Genomic DNA, 16928 nt, shown 5'->3' on the forward strand with positions numbered 1-16928 from the left:
CCGCCGGGCCGCGCCCTGCGCCCGACCACCGGCCCGGCATGATGTGGTCGTGAACGACCAGCAGCCCGGCCCGGACGGCTCCGAGGAGACCCAGCCCCTCGGCCGCCCCGCGGGCGAGGCCCGCCCCGGCCCGGAGGACACCGCTCCGGCCGCCGGCGGCTCGTGGCTCCCGCCGACCGCCCAGCCGCGGCCGATGCAGTGGGACGCGTCGCGGCCCGCGCCGCACGCCCCGCAGCCCGGGCAGCAGCCCCAGCCCTACGGCCAGCCGTACGGCCAGCCCTACGGCCAGCCCTACCCGGTGGCCGCCGGCGCTGCCCGCCCGTCGGCACCCCGCGGACGGGTCCCCGGCTGGATGTGGCCGCTGGTGGCAGCGCTCGCGCTGGTCGTCGGCGTCGCCGGCGGGATCTTCGGCAGCATCGTCTACGAGGCGGTGCAGGAGGAGTCCGGCTCGTCGCTCGTCGGCTCCGGGCTCGACGAGGAGGACGTCCGCACCGAGGCGCCGCTCGAGGTCGAGGACGGCTCCGTCGCGGCGGTGGCCCAGGAGCTGCTGCCCAGCACGGTCCAGATCTCCGCGGCGTTCGAGGGCGAGGCCAATGGCGCGACCGGCTCGGGCTTCGTGCTGGACGCCCGCGGGCACGTGGTCACCAACAACCACGTCGTGGCCGACGCGGCCGAGGACGACGGCGCGATCGAGATCGTCGACCAGGACGGCAACCGGTACGACGCGGAGGTCGTCGGCCGCAGCCCGGTCTACGACCTGGCGGTGCTCTACGCCGCCGAGGTGGAGGGCATGAAGCCGGCGGCGCTCGGCGCGTCCACCGCGCTGCGGGTCGGTGAGGGTGTCGTCGCGATCGGGTCGCCGCTGGGCCTGAGCTCGACGGTCACCGCCGGCATCGTCAGCGCGCTGAAGCGACCGGTGACGACCGGCGACTCGGCCAACGACTCGTCGTACATCAACGCCGTGCAGACCGACGCCGCCATCAACCCGGGTAACTCCGGCGGCCCGCTGGTCAACCTGCGCGGCCAGGTGGTCGGCGTGAACTCCGCGATCGCGACGACCGGCGGCGGCATGCTCGGTGGCGGGGAGTCGGGCAACATCGGCGTCGGCTTCGCCATCCCGATCGAGCAGGTGCGCGTCACCGCCGACCAGATCCTGCGGACCGGCAAGGCGAGCTACCCGGTCATCGGCGCCCAGGTGCAGACCGGGGAACGTGACGGCCGCGGTGCGGAGATCGAGGAGGTCCTCGAGGACACCCCGGCCGCGGAGGCGGGCCTGCGGGCCGGCGACCTGATCGTCGCCGTGGACGGCGAGCGGGTGACCGACGGGATCGCGCTCATCGTGGCGATCCGGACCCACCAGCCCGGGGAGACGCTCGCCTTCACCGTCGTCCGCGACGGCGACGAGCGGGAGATCGCGGTCCGGCTCGGCGCCGAGACCGGCTGAGCGCCGGCGGCGTCACTCGCCGCGCGGCTCCGCCTCGCGGGCCTCGCCCGCGTCGACCCCGGCCTCCACGAAGGGGTGCTCGTCGACGAACGTGCGGGTCTGGTCGTACATCCGCTGGATGAAGTCCTCCAGCGCGGTGGCCTCGACGCGCCACTGACCGCGCCCGCCGATCTTGATGGCGGGGAGCTCGCCGCGACGGACCAGCGCGTACACCTGCGCGCTCGAGGTGTTGAGCACCTCGGCCACGTCGGCGAGCGTGAGGAAGCGGGGCGGACCGGCCATGGGGACATGGTGGCACCTCCGACCCCCGGTCCTCGTCCGTGCCCCGCCGATCTGTGGAGGACGGGGTGACGAGGGACCCCGCCGTCTGCACACTGTCCCCGTGGCCACCGACGCTCCGACCCCACCGGCGCCGCCCTCCGCGGCGCGCGCCGGCCGACCGGGGTGGCGCGACCCCCGGCTGTGGATCGGCGTGCTGATCGTGGCGGCGTCCGTCGTGGGCGGTGCCCGCCTGCTCGACGCGGCCGACGACACCGTCGCGGTCTGGGCGGTCACCGCCGACCTGGGCGCCGGCGACCGGGTCACCGCGGACGAGCTCGTGGCCCAGCGGGTGCGGTTCGCCGACGGCGGGGCCGGCGACCGCTACTTCCGCGTCGAGGAGGAGCTGCCGGCCGACCTCGCACTGGTGCGCGGGGTGGGCGCCGGGGAGCTGCTGCCACGCGCCGCGGTCGGCACCGTGGACGAGACCGGCGCGGTGTCCGTGCCGCTCGCGGTCGACCTGGTGCCGCCGGCCGTGGCCGACGGCTCGGTCGTCGACGTGTACCTCACCGGCTCGGCCGGGACCCCCGACGGCCCGGTGCTCGACGACGTCGTGGTGGTCGACGCGCCCCGCCTCGACGAGGGCTTCGGCGCCACCGGGCAGCGGCAGCTGGTCGTCGCCGTGGCCGAGGACGCGGCCGAGCAGTTCTTCGCCAGGCTGGCCCGGGTCGAGAACCCGCTCACGACCGTCACCCAGGTCTCGTGAACCCGGTCGTCGTCCTCCTCGTGGGGGTCGGGGCGGCCTGGGAGTCCGACGCGCTGCGCCGCTTCGACGGACGGCGCGACGTGGTCGTCCTCAAGCGGTGTGTCGACGTCGACGACCTGCTCGCCGCCGCCTCCGCGGGCCAGGCCGACGTGGCGGTGGTGGGCATCGACGCCCCCGGGCTCGACGCGGCCGCCGTCGACCACCTGCGCCACCACGGCGTGCAGCCCGTGGCGGTGGTCCCCGCGGACGCGGTCGACGCCGGCCGGCTGCGCGCCTCGCGGATCGGCATCGTCGGGGTCGTCGACGAGGCGGCGCTGCACCTGCTGCCCGACGCCGTGGTCGCGGCGCTCAGCGCCCCTGGGGCGCCGCCGACGATGCCGCGCCACGCGCCGCCGTCCGCCCGCCCCGACGCGGGCGCGCCGCCCGCCGAGCAGCCGGGTCCGCGGGGCCCGCGCGGCCGGGCGGTGGTGGTCTGGGGGCCGGCCGGCGCACCGGGACGGACGACGGTGGCGGCGGCCGTCGCCGCGGAGCTGGCCCGCCGGCGCCGGCGCACGATCCTGGTCGACGGCGACCCGTACGGCGGGACGGCGGCCCAGCAGCTCGGCATCCTCGACGAGGTCTCGGGGCTCCTGTCCGCCGCCCGGCTGGCGACGGCCGGCACGCTGGCCGAGGGGTTCACCTCGGTGCAGCGCGGCCTCGACCAGCACCTCAGCGTCGTGACCGGGCTCCCGCGGGCCGACCGGTGGGCCGAGGTCCGGGCCGGCACCGTGGAGCACCTGCTGGAGGTGGGGCGCGATCACGGTGACGTCGTCGTCGACACCGGGTTCAGCCTCGAGGAGGACGGGATCGACCCCGCCCGTCCGGGCCGCAACCGGCTGACGCTCGAGGCGATCGGGGCCGCCGACGAGCTGCTCGTCGTCGGCACCGCCGACCCCGTCGGCCTCTCGCGGCTGGCGCGCGGTCTCGTGGAGCTCGGCGAGGTGACCGGCGGCGCGCCGGTGCGGGTCGTGGTCAACCGGATGCGGCCGACCCTCGGGTGGTCCGAGCGGGACGTCGCCGCGATGGTGGCGGGCTTCGGGCGGATCGCCTCGCTCCACTTCGTGCCTGACGACCGGGCGGGGGTCGACCGCGCCGTCGTCGCCGGCCGCACGCTGCTGGAGTCGGGGGAGTCGCCCGCCACGCGGGCCGTGGCGGCCGTCGTCGACGCGCTGCAGCCCACCCAGCAGCCGGCCCAGCAGCCGCCCCGGCCCCCGCCCGCCGGGACCGGGACCGGGACCGGCGACGGGCGGCGCGGGCTCAGGCGGCGAACAGCAGGTAGAGACCGCCGACGGTGAAGGCGACCATCGCCAGCAGCAGGGGCAGCTGGCCCGTGAGCTGGTGCCGCTTGGGGAGCAGCCTGATCGCCCGGTCGTGGGCGGCGACCACGCCGACGACGTGACCGATCACGACGGCCAGCACCTTGGTGTTGGCCAGCAGCGTCGGGTGGTAGGAGAGCCAGTAGTTGACGCTCCAGTCGCCGGTGCCGAGCAGGTCCTGGCCCTCGCCGAGGGGGTCGCTGGCCTGGATCAGCGTCAGCTGGCCGACCTCGACGAAGTACGTCAGGTAGTGCGCGACGATGTAGCCGACGATGATCGGCACCACGGAGTGCGCGAACTGGTTCGGCAGGCTCCACCGCGACGTACCCGGGCCCACCCCCGTGGCCGCCGTGCCGACGGCGAAGATCAGACCGACGCCGACGCAGAAGGCCAGCAGCGCGAGGTTGTTCAGCAGCGAGACCGAGACCTCGCTGGACTGGATGTAGCGCACCCAGGGCGAGGACTCCTTGAAGGAGTCGAAGGCCGTGGAGCCGAAGAGGACGGCCATCACCGCCACGAGCCCCGGCCGCACCGTCACGGAGTCGAGGTTGGCCAGCGGGCTGCGGACGATCAGCTGCCCGTCCCGGCGTGCCCAGGGGGACAGCTTGGCGACGAGGGAGGAGTAAACCTCGAAGGGGTCGGCGCGCTCGTAGAAGGTGTTGCCGAACAGCGCCCCGCCGAGCAGCATCACCGCGACGTACGTCGCGATCCAGAGCCGGACCGGACCCAGCTCGGTGGAGAAGCGGTAGACCAGCTCCATCCACACGAACGCGTAGAGGCCGATCGCGGCCGGCCACACCCCGAGCCGCTCCGGGTAGCGGAAGACCCCCTGGTCGGGGTCGCTGCCGGAGATCCTCGCGAACGCCAGGTTGATCGTGCGGACCGGGCTGATCGCCTTCCACACCGGGCCGAGCAGCAGCGAGAGCGGCACCAGGCCGACCCACCACCAGACGTAGAACATCCCGAAGACCGGGTTGGTCAGCAGGTCCTGGCCGAGCACCGCGGCGTACGCGCCCCAGAGGAAGACCGCCATGCCCAGCACGCGCAGGACGACGCGGAAGGCCGTGGCGTCCACGACCGTCTGGAGGTACGGCGCCGCGCGGCCGGAGGTCGCCGCGTCGTACCTCGGGGACCGCCACGCCACGGCGAGGACGGTGAAGGACACCGTCAGCGCGGCCACCGCGCCGGCGATCGCCAGCTCGGGGGAGATCGGCAGGTCCTTGGCGCCGCCGATCCCGTGGGCGAGGTACCGCCCGTCGCTCACCGGACCTCGAGCTGCACGATCACCTGGTCCAGGTCGTGCGACTCGACCTCGACGACGCCGGGCTGGTCCAGGGTGATCGGGAGGGTGGTGGTGCCGGTGCCGTACTCCAGCGACTGCTCAGGGGTGGAGTGCACGTGGATCTCGCCCGACTCGTCGGCCTGCACGACCAGCTCGACCTCCTGGCCGACCCCGACCTCGATGCGCTCGCCGTTCGGCGTGACCGTCCCGCCCTCGAAGGTGACCTCGATCGTCTTCGGGTCGCCGGAGGACTCCGGAGCGGGCTCGTCGTCGCCGCAGGCGGTGGCGCCGGCGAGGGTGAGGGCCAGGACCGCGGTGGTCGCCGCGAGTCGTCGGGTGGTCTGCATGTGGTGACTTTCCTCATGGGGTCGGCGGGTGACGTCTGCCAGAATCGCACGTTGAGCAAGCGCGACGGGGTACGGGTCCCTGGTGCAGCAGACGGCCACGAGCCCCCGACGACCGACGACACCCACGAGGGAGTGAGAGCCGGATGAGCGAGCGGCTGCGGCCCCGCGACCTCGCGCTCCTGGCCGAGGAGACGCCGTCCGCCCCGGCGCACAACGCGACGGTCGAGATCTTCGAGTGCGCGGAGTCCGGCTTCGACCACGACCGACTGGTGGAGCTGATCCGCGACCGGATCTCGTTCGTGCCCCGCTACCGCCAGCGGCTCCAGCAGGTGCCGGGCCGCCTGGCGAACCCGGTGTGGGTCGACGACGACCACTTCGACCTCGCCTACCACGTGCGCCGCTCGGCGCTGCCGCGCCCGGGCACCCAGGACCAGCTGCGCGAGCTGGTCGGCCGGATCGTCTCCCGGCCGCTGGACCGCACCCGACCGCTGTGGGAGATGTACCTCGTCGAGGGCCTCACCGGCGGCCGGGTCGCGTTGCTCTCCAAGGCCCACCAGGTCCTCGTGGACGGTGTGGAGACCGTCGACCTCGGCCAGCTGCTGCTCGACGTGAGCCCCGAGCCCAAGCTGCTGGGCGGCGACGAGTGGCAGCCCCGTCGGCGGCGCTCGTCCGCGGCGGTGCTCGCCGAGGCCGCCCGCGACTCGCTCAGCGACCCTCGCACCGTGCTCGACGCCGCCCGCGGCACCACCGGTGCGCTGCTGCGCACCGCCGAGTCCACCGCCGGCACCGCCGCTCGGGTGCTGGGCGGTCTGGCCGGGCGCCGACCGCAGCGCGCCGGAGCCCTGGGCGGCCCCCTCTCCCAGCAGCGCCGCGTGGTCACGGTCGAGACCCGGCTGCAGGACTACCGGCGCGTGCGCGACGTCCACGGCGGCACCGTCAACGACGTCATCCTCGCCACGGTCACCGGCGGGCTGCGCGCGTGGCTGATGACGCGCGACGAGTCGCTGCGCGGCTTCCGCCGGATCCGTGCCGTGGTGCCGGTCTCGGTCATCGACACCGAGCTGGAGGCGACCTCGCTGGGCAGCCAGATCGCCGCCCACTACGTCGACCTCCCGGTGGGGGAGGCCAGCCCGGTCGTGCGGCTGCACCAGGTGAGCTACTCCTTCCAGGCGCACAAGGAGACCGGCCGCGGGGTCGCCGCGAACCGCCTGGCCGGGATCGCCGGCTTCGCCCCCACGACGTTCCACGCGATCGGCTCGCGGCTGGCCGCCAGCGAGGTGCGGCGTGGCTACCAGGTGAGCGTCACCAACGTCCCGGGCCCGCAGTCGGCGCTGTACGCCGCCGGCGCGCGGATGGTCGCCAGCTACCCCGTGCACCCGCTGGTCCAGGACCACCCGCTCGCCGTCGGCGTGACGTCGTACGACGGTGGGGTCTACTACGGCATCACCGCCGACCGCGACCAGCTGCCGGACGCCGACCTGCTCGGCACCTGCATCTCCGAGGCGCTCGACGAGCTGCTCGACACCGTCAACGGCGGCCGCACCCGCGCCCCCCGGGGCCGGAAGGGCGCGACCGCGCCCGCCCGCCCCGCCCGACCCCGAGGGAGCCGCCCGTGAGGGTCTACCTGCCGACGACCCTGCGCGGCCTGGCCGAGCTCCACGCCAGCGGCGAGCTGCCGGCCGGGACCGACCGGGTCGTCGCGCCGGACGACACCGAGGAGGGGGAGTACGCCGCGCTGCTGGGCGCCGCGGACGCCTCCGCGGCGGTCCTGGACGGCCCGGGCCGGCGGGTCGTCGTCGTGGCGGAGCTGGCCGACGGCGCGGACCCCGACGGGCCGGTGCCGCTGCGCCGGGTGGTCGCGGTGCACGCCGACACCGAGGACCGACCGACCGACGCCGACCCCGACGAGGACCTCGCGTGGTTCGCGACCCAGGAGATCGAGTTCCTGATCTCCGGGTGAGGCTCGTACGGTGGCGACCATGGACGCCACCACCACCCCGCCGGCTCCGGTCAACGAGCCGAACCTGACCTATGCGCCCGGCAGCCCGGAGCGCGAGGCGCTGCTCGCGGAGATCGCGGTGCTGGAGAAGGACCGCGCCGAGCTGCCCGCCCGCATCGGCGGGGAGTGGCGCCCCGGCGGCGGCGCGGAGATCGAGGTCGTCCAGCCGCACGACCACCAGCACGTGCTCGGCGTGACGCGCAACAGCACCACCGCCGACGCCGAGGCGGCGGTCGAGGCGGCCCGCGTCGCGTCGCCGGGCTGGCGCGACCTGCCCTTCGACGAGCGGGCGGCCGTGCTGCTGCGGGCCGCGGACCTGCTGGCCGGCCCGTGGCGCCAGCGGCTCAACGCCGCGACGATGCTCGGGCAGTCCAAGACGGCGTTCCAGGCCGAGATCGACGCGGCCTGCGAGCTGATCGACTTCTGGCGGTTCAACGTCCACTACGCCGCCCAGATCATGCGCGAGCAGCCCATCGCCAACAGCCCCGGCGTCTGGAACCGCACCGACCACCGCCCGCTCGAAGGCTTCGTCTACGCGATCACGCCGTTCAACTTCACCGCGATCGCGGGCAACCTGCCGACGGCGCCGGTGCTGATGGGCAACACGGTGGTCTGGAAGCCCTCGCCGACCCAGCAGCTGGCCGCGTCGCTGACCATGCAGCTGCTCGAGGAGGCCGGCCTGCCGCCCGGCGTCATCAACATGCTCCCCGGCGACGGCCTCGCGGTCTCCGAGGTCGCCCTGGCGCACTCCGAGCTGGCCGGCATCCACTTCACCGGCTCGACCCCGACGTTCCAGCACCTGTGGCGCACCGTCGGCGAGAACATCGCCTCCTACCGCGCCTACCCCCGCCTGGTCGGCGAGACCGGCGGCAAGGACTTCGTGCTGGCCCACCCCTCCGCCGACCCCGACGTGGTCCGCACCGCGCTGGTCCGCGGCGCGTTCGAGTTCCAGGGACAGAAGTGCTCCGCCGCCTCGCGGGCGTACGTCGCCCGGTCGGTGTGGAACGCGATGCGCGACGACCTGCTGGCCGAGGTGGAGTCGATCGCGATGGGCGACGTGCGCGACCTGTCGAACTTCATGGGCGCCGTCATCGACGGGCGGGCCTTCGCCAAGCACCGGGCCGCGATCGAGCGGGCGCAGGCGACCGACGGGCTCGACGTCCTCGTGGGCGGGCAGACCGACGACTCCGTCGGCTGGTTCGTCCGGCCGACGGTCGTCGAGGGTGGCGACCCGACCGACGAGATGTTCTCCACGGAGTACTTCGGCCCGATCCTCGCGGTCCACGTCTACGAGGACGCCGACTTCGAGAAGGTCGCGCGGCAGATGGAGTCGGCGGCGCCGTACGCCCTGACCGGTGCCGTCATCGCCCGGGACCGGCGCGCGATCGCGTGGGCCAGCGAGGAGCTGCGGTTCGCCGCCGGCAACTTCTACGTCAACGACAAGCCGACCGGGGCCGTGGTCGGCCAGCAGCCCTTCGGCGGGGGCCGCGCGTCGGGCACCAACGACAAGGCCGGCGCGGCGGTCAACCTCCTGCGGTGGACCTCGCCGCGCTCGATCAAGGAGACCTTCGTGCCGCCGACGGACTACCGCTACCCGTACATGGGCTGAGCCGTGCTCCCCCTCCACCTCGGCGCGCTCCACCCGATGGAGCAGGCGCTGACGCTGCTGCTCGCGTTCGGCCCGTTCCTCGTGCTCGGCGTGGTCATCGTGCTGCGCCGGCGCAGCGAGGAGCGCGAGGACCCCGAGGACTGACCCAGCCGCCTCGTGATGCCCAGGGTGCGCTCCGGCGCTCTCTGGGCATCACGAGGCGGCGTACGTCGGGTGGGTACGACGAGTGGGGCCCGGGTGGGGCTCAGTCGAGCAGGCCCCCGAGGTCGGTGGCGGGCAGCGGCGGGCCGTCGACCCCGACCGTCACGCACAGCAGGTCGGTGAGCTCGGCCGACCGCGCCGCGAGGTGGTCGTCGAGGCAGTAGCGCCGGCCCTCGAGCCGGTCGACCACCGCGTCGTTGGCCACCGCGAACGCGGGCACGATCATCAGCGAGAGCAGGACGCGGGCGAGCATGCCCCGCCAACGAGCCGGCCCCGGCCGGGTCACCGCCGGTCCGGACCACCCCGACCTCTCAGGGGAGACCGGGACTCCCGCCGCCCGCCGCCTCAGCGCGCGAGGTACTCCCGACCGACGGTGTTCTCGACCTTGAGCGACTTCAGCAGCATGTCGGCGACGAGCGACTCGATCTTGCCGGCGACGAGGGGGATGCGGACGGTGATCGTCAGCTCGACGTGCTCGGTCGTGACGCCGCCGTCCTCCTCGAGTCGGACGGTGCCGGACATCTCGCCGGGCTTGCCGGGGATGGTGACCGTGACGTCGCACGCGGTGGGCGAGGTCCAGGTCTCCTCTTGGATGATCTCGATCTGGTCGCCGACCAGCTTCTTGGCGAACGAGGGGATGCCGTCGGCGCTCTGCCACTGCTGGATCCGCACGTGCGCGCCGTTCGTGAGGTCCTCGCCGCTGACGGTCACGTCGTGGCGCAGCACGCCGGAGCGGTCGCAGACCTCCTCGCGGAACGACGCGTCGGTGAGCATCGCGTAGACCGCGCTCGCCGGGGCGTCGTAGGTCAGGTCGTGGGTGATCTGCTTGGCCATCAGGCCCCCTTCAGGTACGCCGTGCCGACGGCCTGCTCGGCCTCCAGCCCGGCGACGATCTTCTCGGACATCAGCTTCTCCAGCTTGCCGCCGACCAGCGGGACCTTCACCTTCACCTCGAGCTCCACCACCTCGCGGGTGCCGGACCCCTCGGCGCGGAGGGTGACGGTCCCGGTGACGGTCGTCGGCTTGCCGGGCGCCTCGATCCGCACCGTGCCCCCGGTGGTGTCGGCCCATTCCTCGTGCTGGACCGCCCGGGTGGTCTCGCCGGCGAAGGTGCGCGCGAACGACGGCAGGTCGTCGGTGCGCTGCACCTGGTCGACGGTGAGGGTGAAGCCGGTACCGGTCCGCTCGAGGCCCACCTCGGCCGAGACGACCCCCATCGCGGTGCACACCGACTCGCGGAACACCGGGTCCGCGAGCATCTCGAAGACCGCCTGCGGCGGCGCGTCGTACACCAGGTCGTGACGGAGCCTCATGGGCGCCATCATGCCGGTACGCCGGAGCCCCCCGCCGTGTTGAGAGCCAGGTCACCACGGCCTAGGGTCACCGGGGTGTCAAGGGCGACGCAGGACCGGGACAAGGCCGACCTCCTCGGCAGGGCGATCGAGCTGGCGAGGGCGGGCCGCGGGAGCGGCGGGCCGCCGCACGACCGGGTCGGTGAGCTGCTGCGCGGCTACTACCGTCACGTCGCGCCCGAGGACCTGCTCGAGCGCAGCGAGACCGACGTGTACGGCGCCCTCGCGTCCCACCACCGCCTCGCGGAGGACCGGCCGCAGGGCCGCGCCGCGGTCCGGGTCTCCACACCGACGGTGGCCGAGCACGGCTGGTCGGCCGGCGGGCACTCGGTGGTCGAGGTCGTCGTCGACGACATGCCGTTCCTCGTCGACTCGCTGACCATGGAGCTCTCCCGCCAGCTGCGGGACGTCCACGTCGTCGTGCACCCGCTCTTCGACGTGGTCCGCGACGTCGCCGGGGCGCTGCGGTCGGTCACGCCCGTCGAAGACGGCGCGAAGGAGCCGGCCGAGGACGCGGTCCGCGAGTCGTGGATGCACGTCGAGGTCGACCGGCTCGCCGACGACGAGGACGTCGCGGCGCTCGAGGAGGACCTCCAGCGGGTGCTCGGCGACGTCCGCGAGGCGGTCGAGGACTGGTCGAAGATGCACGCCCGTATCCGCGAGATCGTCGACGGGCTCGAGCAGTCGCCGCCGCCGCTGGACCCCGAGGAGGTCCGGCAGGCACGCGAGCTGCTGACCTGGCTGGCCGACGAGCACTTCACGTTCCTCGGCTACCGGGAGTACCACCTCGAGGAGCGCGAGGGGCACGACCACCTCCGCGCCGACCCCGGCACCGGGCTGGGCATCCTGCGCTTCGACCCGCCGCAGTCCGAGGAGTCCGGCCGGCTGCCGGAGAAGGTCAGCGCGAAGGCTCGCGAGAAGACCCTGCTGGTGCTCGCCAAGGCCAACTCCCGCTCGACGGTGCACCGGCCGGCGTACCTCGACTACGTCGGCGTCAAGACGTTCGACGCGGCCGGCGAGGTCGTCGGCGAGCGGCGCTTCCTCGGGCTGTTCTCCAGCGCGGCGTACACCGAGTCGCTCATGCGCATCCCGCTCGTCCGGGAGAAGGCGGCCGCGGTGCTGGCCCGCTCCGGCTTCGACCCGCGCAGCCACGACGGCAAGGCGCTGCTCGACACGCTGGAGACCTATCCGCGCGACGAGCTGTTCCACACCCCGGTCGACGAGCTGGCGCCCGTCGCCGAGGCCGCGATGCAGGCGCGGGAGCGGCGTGCGGTGCGGATCTTCGCGCGGCCCGACACCTACGGGCGCTACGTCTCGGTGCTGGTCTACCTGCCGCGCGACCGCTACAACACCGCGGTCCGCGAGCGGTTCGCCGCGATCCTCGCCGAGCGCCTCGGCGGGGAGTCGGTGGAGTTCACGGTCCGCATCGACGAGTCGACGACCGCCCGCGTGCACTTCGTGGTGCACCTCCCGGCCGAGGCGCGGGCCTCGGGCGCGGAGACCGACCTCGACACCGCCGACCTCGAGCGCCGGCTCACCGAGGCCAGCCGCAGCTGGCGCGACGACGTCACGACCGCGGTGCTGGCCGGGCACGGCGAGGAGGCGGGGACGGCGCTGGCCCGGCGCTACGTCGAGTCGTTCCCCGCGGCGTACCAGGAGGACTTCACCGCGCGCACCGCGGCGATCGACGTCGGCCGGCTGGAGGCGATCCCGGGGGAGGACGGGATCGACCTCGCCCTGCACGAGGAGCTCGACGCGGGGCGCGGGGAGGTGCGGCTCAAGGTCTACCGGATCGGCGAGCCGCTGTCGCTCTCCACCGTGCTGCCGATGCTCTCGTCGCTCGGCGTGGAGGTCGTCGACGAGCGGCCCTACGAGCTCACCGGGCTCGGGCGGCGGTCCTTCGTCTACGAGTTCGGGCTGCGGCACGGCGGAGACCTGCCCGCGCAGGCCCGCGAGCTCGTGCAGGACGCCCTGCGCGCGGTGTGGGACGGCTACAGCGAGACCGACGGGTTCAACGCGCTCGTGCTGGCGGCCGGCCTGACCTGGCGGCAGGCGTCGGTGCTCCGGGCCTACGCGCGCTACATGCGCCAGGGCGGGTCGCCCTTCGCGCTGAGCTCGCTGGCGGGTGCCCTGGTCGGCAACGTCGACATCACCCGGCTGCTGGTGGAGCTGTTCGAGACGCGGTTCGACCCGGCGTACGCCGGCGAGGGTCCCGGCACGGACCCCGACGACCGGGCCGCCCGGCAGGGCGAGCTGCGCGAGCAGGTGCTCCGCGCGCTCGACGACGTCGTCAGCCTCGACCACGACCGGATCCTGCGCTCCTACCTCGCCCACGTCGGCGCGACGCTGCGCACCAACTACTTCCGGCCCGAGGGCGACCGGCCGGACGGCGCGCCGCGGCGCTACCTGTCCTTCAAGCTCGACCCCTCCCAGCTGCCGGACCTGCCCGCGCCGCGACCGCGGTTCGAGATCTTCGTGCACTCCCCGCGGGTCGAGGGGGTGCACCTGCGCTTCGGCTCGGTGGCCCGCGGCGGGCTGCGCTGGTCCGACCGGCGCGACGACTTCCGCACCGAGGTGCTCGGCCTGGTCAAGGCGCAGATGGTCAAGAACACCGTGATCGTGCCGGTCGGCGCGAAGGGCGGGTTCTACTGCAAGCAGCTGCCGCCGCAGACCGACCGCGACGCCTGGCTCGCCGAGGGCCAGGCGTGCTACCGGACGTTCATCCGCGGGCTGCTCGACGTCACCGACAACCTCGTCGACGGGGCGACGGTGCCGGCGCCGCACGTCGTGCGCCACGACGGGGACGACACCTACCTGGTGGTCGCCGCCGACAAGGGGACGGCGACGTTCTCCGACATCGCCAACGGCGTCGCCGCCGACTACGGCTTCTGGCTCGGCGACGCGTTCGCCAGCGGCGGGTCGGTGGGCTACGACCACAAGGCGATGGGCATCACCGCGCGCGGCGCCTGGGTCTCGGTGCAGCGGCACTTCCGCGAGCGCGGCATCGACTGCCAGGCCGAGGACTTCACTGCCGTCGGCATCGGCGACATGTCCGGCGACGTCTTCGGCAACGGCCTGCTCCGCTCCGAGCACACCCGGCTGGTGGCCGCGTTCGACCACCGCGACATCTTCCTCGACCCCGACCCGGACCCCGCGACGTCCTTCGCCGAGCGGCGCCGGCTCTTCGACCTGCCCCGCTCGAGCTGGCGCGACTACGACGAGTCGCTCCTCTCCGAGGGCGGCGGCATCTGGTCGCGGTCGGCCAAGTCGGTGCCGGTCTCCGCGCAGGTACGCCGCGTGCTCGGCCTGCCCGACGACGTCGAGCGGCTCACGCCCCACGAGCTCATCCGGGCGATCCTCTGCGCCCCGGTGGACCTGCTGTGGAACGGCGGCATCGGCACCTACGTCAAGGCCTCCGACGAGCCGCACGCGGCCGCCGGCGACAAGGCCAACGACGCGATCCGCGTCGACGGCCGCGACCTGCGGGCCCGCTGCGTCGGCGAGGGCGGCAACCTCGGCCTCACCCAGGCCGGCCGGATCGAGTACGCCCGCTCCGGCGTCGGCGGCGAGGGCGGCCGAATCAACACCGACTTCATCGACAACTCCGCGGGCGTCGACACCTCCGACCACGAGGTCAACATCAAGATCCTGCTCGACCGCGTGGTGCGCGACGGCGACCTGACGACCAAGCAGCGCAACGCGGTCCTCGCCGAGATGACCGACGAGGTCGCCGAGCTGGTGGTGCGCGACAACTACGAGCAGAACCTCGCCCTGGCCAACGCCGCTGCGCACGCCCCCTCGCTGCTGCACGTCCACGAGGAGTGGATGCGGCGGCTGGAGGACCAGGGCGTGCTCGACCGCGAGGTGGAGGGCCTGCCCTCGCGTGCGGAGGTGCGGCGCCGCATCGAGCGGCACGAGGGGCTGACCGTCCCCGAGCTCTCGGTGCTGCTGTCGTGGACCAAGATCGTCCTCGCCGACCGGCTGCTCGCCTCCGACCTGCCGGACGACCCCTACCTCGAGCTGGACCTGCGCAACTACTTCCCCCAGCCGGTCCGGGAGGGCTTCGGGCCGCAGGTCGAGAGCCACCCGCTGCGCCGCGAGATCATCGTGACCCAGGTGGTCAACGACCTGGTCAACGGCGCCGGCATGACCTTCGTGCCGCGGCTGGCCGGCGAGACCGGCGCGGACGTCGCCGACCTCACCCGCGCCAACTTCGTCGCCCGCGAGATCTTCGCCTCGCTGCCGCTCCGGCTGGAGCTGCAGGGCTACGACAACCGGCTCGACGCGCGCGTCCAGACCCGGATGCGGATCGAGATGCGCACGCTCGTCGAGCGGGCCACCCGCTGGCTGGTCGCCCACCGGCGGCCGCCGCTGGACAGCCAGGCGACGGTCGAGGAGTTCCGCGGGCCGGTGCAGGCGGTCGTCGGGCGGCTGCCCGAGCTGATGACCGGCCGCGAGCTCGCGTCCTTCGAGGGGCGCCGCGACCGGCTCGCCGGCGACGGCGTGCCCGCGGACCTGGCCGAGCGGGTGGCGGTGCTGTCGCCGGCGTACGCCGTGCTCGGGATCGTGGAGACCGCCGCCCGCGAGGACCTGGACGCGGCCGACGTGGCGCGCGTGCACTTCACCCTCGGCGAGCGGCTCGGCCTGCCGGCCGTGGTGCAGCGGATCGTCGCACTGCCGCGGCAGGACCGCTGGCAGACGATGGCGCGCGCGGCGCTGCGCGAGGACCTCCACTCGGTGCACGCCCAGCTCACCGCCCAGGTGCTGCGGAGCACCTCCGCCGAGGACCCCGCGCCCGCCCGCGTCGCGAGCTGGGAGGACGCCGACGGCGTCGTCGTCGGCCGCGCCGCCGCCACGCTCGAGGAGATCTGCGCCGACGACGCCGCCGACCTCGCGCGGCTCTCGGTCGCCCTGCGGGTGGTGCGGGGGCTGCTCACCTGAGCGCGGCCGGCGGCGGCGACCCCTCTAGGCTCGGCTGCGTGGACAGGCTGGTGGCGGCGGACGGCCTGCGGGTCGCGGCGCTGGTCAGCCTGGTGGTCGGCCTGGCGGCGTACGGCGGGATCGCGGGGGCGGTGTTCTTCCTCGTCCTCGGCGGCACGATGGTGCCGCGGGCGGCGTCGGCGCCCGGTGCGCTGGACGCGACGTACTGCCTGACCATCCTGGTGGCCGCCTGGGCCGCGGTGCTCGACTGGTACCTCAAGGTGCCGTGGCTCGACGTCGTCGTGCACGCGGCCGCGACCGGCGTAATCGCGGCGCTGGTGCAGGTCGTGCTGGTGCGGGTCGGGATGGCGTCGGCGGCCGAGACCGCGCTGCGCTTCCCGCGCTCGGCGGTGACGGTGCTGACGGCCGCGACCGGGACGGCGCTGGCGGTCGTGTGGGAGCTCGGCGAGTGGTACGGGCACACCTATCTCGACAGCCGGATCCAGGTGGGGTACGACGACACGGTCGGCGACCTCGCCGCCGGCATGGTCGGGGCGCTGGTCGCCGGGGTGCTGCTCGGCAGCGGGCTGCTGCTGCGCGGGGCGCGCCGGTGACCCGCCCGAGCCGCCCGCTGCCCACGGTCAGCGTGGTCATCCCCGCCCGCGACGACGCGCCCGCGCTGCGGCGGTGCCTGGACCTGCTGGCGCGCCAGACGGTCGCCCCGCTGGAGGTGGTCGTCGTCGACAACGGCTCGACCGACGACACCGCGGCCGTCGCCCGCGACCTCGGCGCACGGGTGGTGGAGGAGCCGCGGGTCGGCATCCCGCCGGCGGCCGCCACCGGCTACGACGCCGCGACCGGCGAGGTGATCGCCCGGCTCGACGCGGACTCGCGGCCCGGCCCGCGCTGGGTCGAGCGCGTCGCCCGCCGGATGAGCGACTCCGGGCTGGACGCCGCGACCGGCGTCGGGGCGTTCCACGACCTGCCGTGGGGCGTGCGGCACGTCGCGGCGGCGGCGTACCTCGGGGCGTACTACCTGCTCACCCACCTCGCCCTCGGCCACACCGCCCTGTGGGGCTCCAGCATGGCGCTGCGCCGGTCGACCTGGGAGGCGGTGCGGGCCGACGTCCACCGGCTCGACCCCGAGCTGCACGACGACATGGACCTCGCCTTCGTGCTCGGCCCGACTCGCCGGATCCGCCTCGACCCGATGCTGGTCGTCGGCGTCTCGGGCCGCAGCCTCCGCGGCCGCGCGCAGCTGCGCCGGCGCTTCGACCGGGCCCGCCGCACCCTCGAGGTCAACTGGGCCGTCTCGCCGCCGTGGCTGCGGTGGCGCGACCGGTTCTCGCGCTGACTCCCTCTTCAGCGACCTTGTGGTCGCTGCACCATGCGCAG

Annotated in this window: 16 protein-coding genes; 10 read left to right on the top strand and 6 right to left on the bottom strand. The window is 74.4% G+C overall.

The annotated features are described in order from the left end of the window. The first annotated feature begins 49 nt into the window (after positions 1–49). A complete protein-coding gene (locus tag QWY28_RS05760) occupies positions 50–1444 on the top strand; it encodes a S1C family serine protease (protein WP_300951365.1) in 1395 nt (464 codons plus the stop codon). Between the two features lie 12 nt (positions 1445–1456). On the opposite strand, the gene QWY28_RS05765 is transcribed toward QWY28_RS05760, so the two are convergent. Further along, complete coding sequence (locus tag QWY28_RS05765) at positions 1457–1726, bottom strand: helix-turn-helix domain-containing protein (RefSeq protein ID WP_300951366.1); 270 nt, start codon at positions 1724–1726, stop codon at positions 1457–1459. Positions 1727–1826: 100 nt separating this feature from the next. Here QWY28_RS05765 and QWY28_RS05770 point away from each other — a divergent pair, with 100 nt between their 5' ends. Continuing rightward, positions 1827–2468 carry a hypothetical protein gene (locus QWY28_RS05770; protein WP_300951367.1) on the top strand — a complete coding sequence of 214 codons (642 nt, stop codon included), beginning with the start codon at positions 1827–1829 and terminating at the stop codon, positions 2466–2468. Further along, a complete protein-coding gene (locus QWY28_RS05775) occupies positions 2465–3802 on the top strand; it encodes a CpaE/TadZ family protein (protein ID WP_300951368.1) in 1338 nt (445 codons plus the stop codon). Before QWY28_RS05770 ends, QWY28_RS05775 begins: the two co-directional genes overlap by 4 nt. Here the strand turns inward: QWY28_RS05775 and QWY28_RS05780 are convergent. Further along, entirely contained in the window at positions 3765–5087 is a 1323-nt protein-coding gene (locus QWY28_RS05780) for a hypothetical protein (RefSeq protein ID WP_300951369.1), read from the bottom strand. The two genes, QWY28_RS05775 and QWY28_RS05780, sit on opposite strands and share 38 nt — an antisense overlap. Next, complete coding sequence (locus QWY28_RS05785) at positions 5084–5452, bottom strand: hypothetical protein (protein ID WP_300951370.1); 369 nt, start codon at positions 5450–5452, stop codon at positions 5084–5086. The genes QWY28_RS05780 and QWY28_RS05785 overlap by 4 nt, the downstream gene beginning before the upstream one ends. A 143-nt stretch (positions 5453–5595) precedes the next feature. On the opposite strand from QWY28_RS05785, the gene QWY28_RS05790 reads away from it, so the two are divergent. Genes QWY28_RS05790 through QWY28_RS05805 form a run of 4 tightly spaced genes read left to right on the top strand, consistent with a single transcriptional unit; the run spans position 5596 to position 9204 of the window. Beyond that, positions 5596–7068, top strand: a complete 1473-nt coding sequence (locus tag QWY28_RS05790) for a WS/DGAT/MGAT family O-acyltransferase (protein WP_300951371.1) — start codon at positions 5596–5598, stop codon at positions 7066–7068. Beyond that, positions 7065–7412 (top strand): DUF6912 family protein, encoded by a 348-nt coding sequence (locus tag QWY28_RS05795; protein ID WP_300951372.1) that lies wholly within the window; start codon positions 7065–7067, stop codon positions 7410–7412. Before QWY28_RS05790 ends, QWY28_RS05795 begins: the two co-directional genes overlap by 4 nt. Before the next feature lie 19 nt (positions 7413–7431). Next, positions 7432–9060, top strand: coding sequence for an L-glutamate gamma-semialdehyde dehydrogenase (pruA, locus tag QWY28_RS05800; protein WP_300951373.1), 1629 nt, complete (start codon positions 7432–7434; stop codon positions 9058–9060). A 3-nt stretch (positions 9061–9063) separates the two neighbouring features. After that, positions 9064–9204: a hypothetical protein gene (locus QWY28_RS05805; RefSeq protein WP_300951374.1), complete on the top strand. Its 141-nt coding sequence runs from the start codon at positions 9064–9066 to the stop codon at positions 9202–9204. A 100-nt stretch (positions 9205–9304) separates the two neighbouring features. On the opposite strand, the gene QWY28_RS05810 is transcribed toward QWY28_RS05805, so the two are convergent. The 3 genes from QWY28_RS05810 to QWY28_RS05820 form a co-directional block, all read right to left on the bottom strand. After that, positions 9305–9514, bottom strand: a complete 210-nt coding sequence (locus QWY28_RS05810; RefSeq protein WP_300951375.1) for a hypothetical protein — start codon at positions 9512–9514, stop codon at positions 9305–9307. A gap of 92 nt (positions 9515–9606) precedes the next feature. Then, the gene (locus tag QWY28_RS05815) at positions 9607–10095 is read right to left on the bottom strand and encodes a DUF2505 domain-containing protein (protein ID WP_300951376.1); all 489 of its coding nucleotides are present in this window, start codon (positions 10093–10095) and stop codon (positions 9607–9609) included. Next, positions 10095–10574: a DUF2505 domain-containing protein gene (locus QWY28_RS05820; RefSeq protein WP_300951377.1), complete on the bottom strand. Its 480-nt coding sequence runs from the start codon at positions 10572–10574 to the stop codon at positions 10095–10097. Before QWY28_RS05820 ends, QWY28_RS05815 begins: the two co-directional genes overlap by 1 nt. Positions 10575–10649: 75 nt before the next feature. Between QWY28_RS05820 and QWY28_RS05825 the strand changes: the two genes are divergently transcribed. The 3 genes from QWY28_RS05825 to QWY28_RS05835 are packed head-to-tail and all read left to right on the top strand — an operon-like array spanning position 10650 to position 16887. Then, positions 10650–15554, top strand: coding sequence for an NAD-glutamate dehydrogenase (locus QWY28_RS05825; protein ID WP_300951378.1), 4905 nt, complete (start codon positions 10650–10652; stop codon positions 15552–15554). A gap of 38 nt (positions 15555–15592) precedes the next feature. After that, a complete protein-coding gene (locus QWY28_RS05830) occupies positions 15593–16147 on the top strand; it encodes a DUF2238 domain-containing protein (protein ID WP_300951379.1) in 555 nt (184 codons plus the stop codon). Then, entirely contained in the window at positions 16144–16887 is a 744-nt protein-coding gene (locus tag QWY28_RS05835; RefSeq protein ID WP_300951380.1) for a glycosyltransferase family 2 protein, read from the top strand. Before QWY28_RS05830 ends, QWY28_RS05835 begins: the two co-directional genes overlap by 4 nt. The last annotated feature ends 41 nt before the right edge of the window (positions 16888–16928 follow it).

The organism is Nocardioides oceani, assembly GCF_030412965.1.
Classification (GTDB): Bacteria; Actinomycetota; Actinomycetes; order Propionibacteriales; family Nocardioidaceae; genus Nocardioides; species Nocardioides oceani.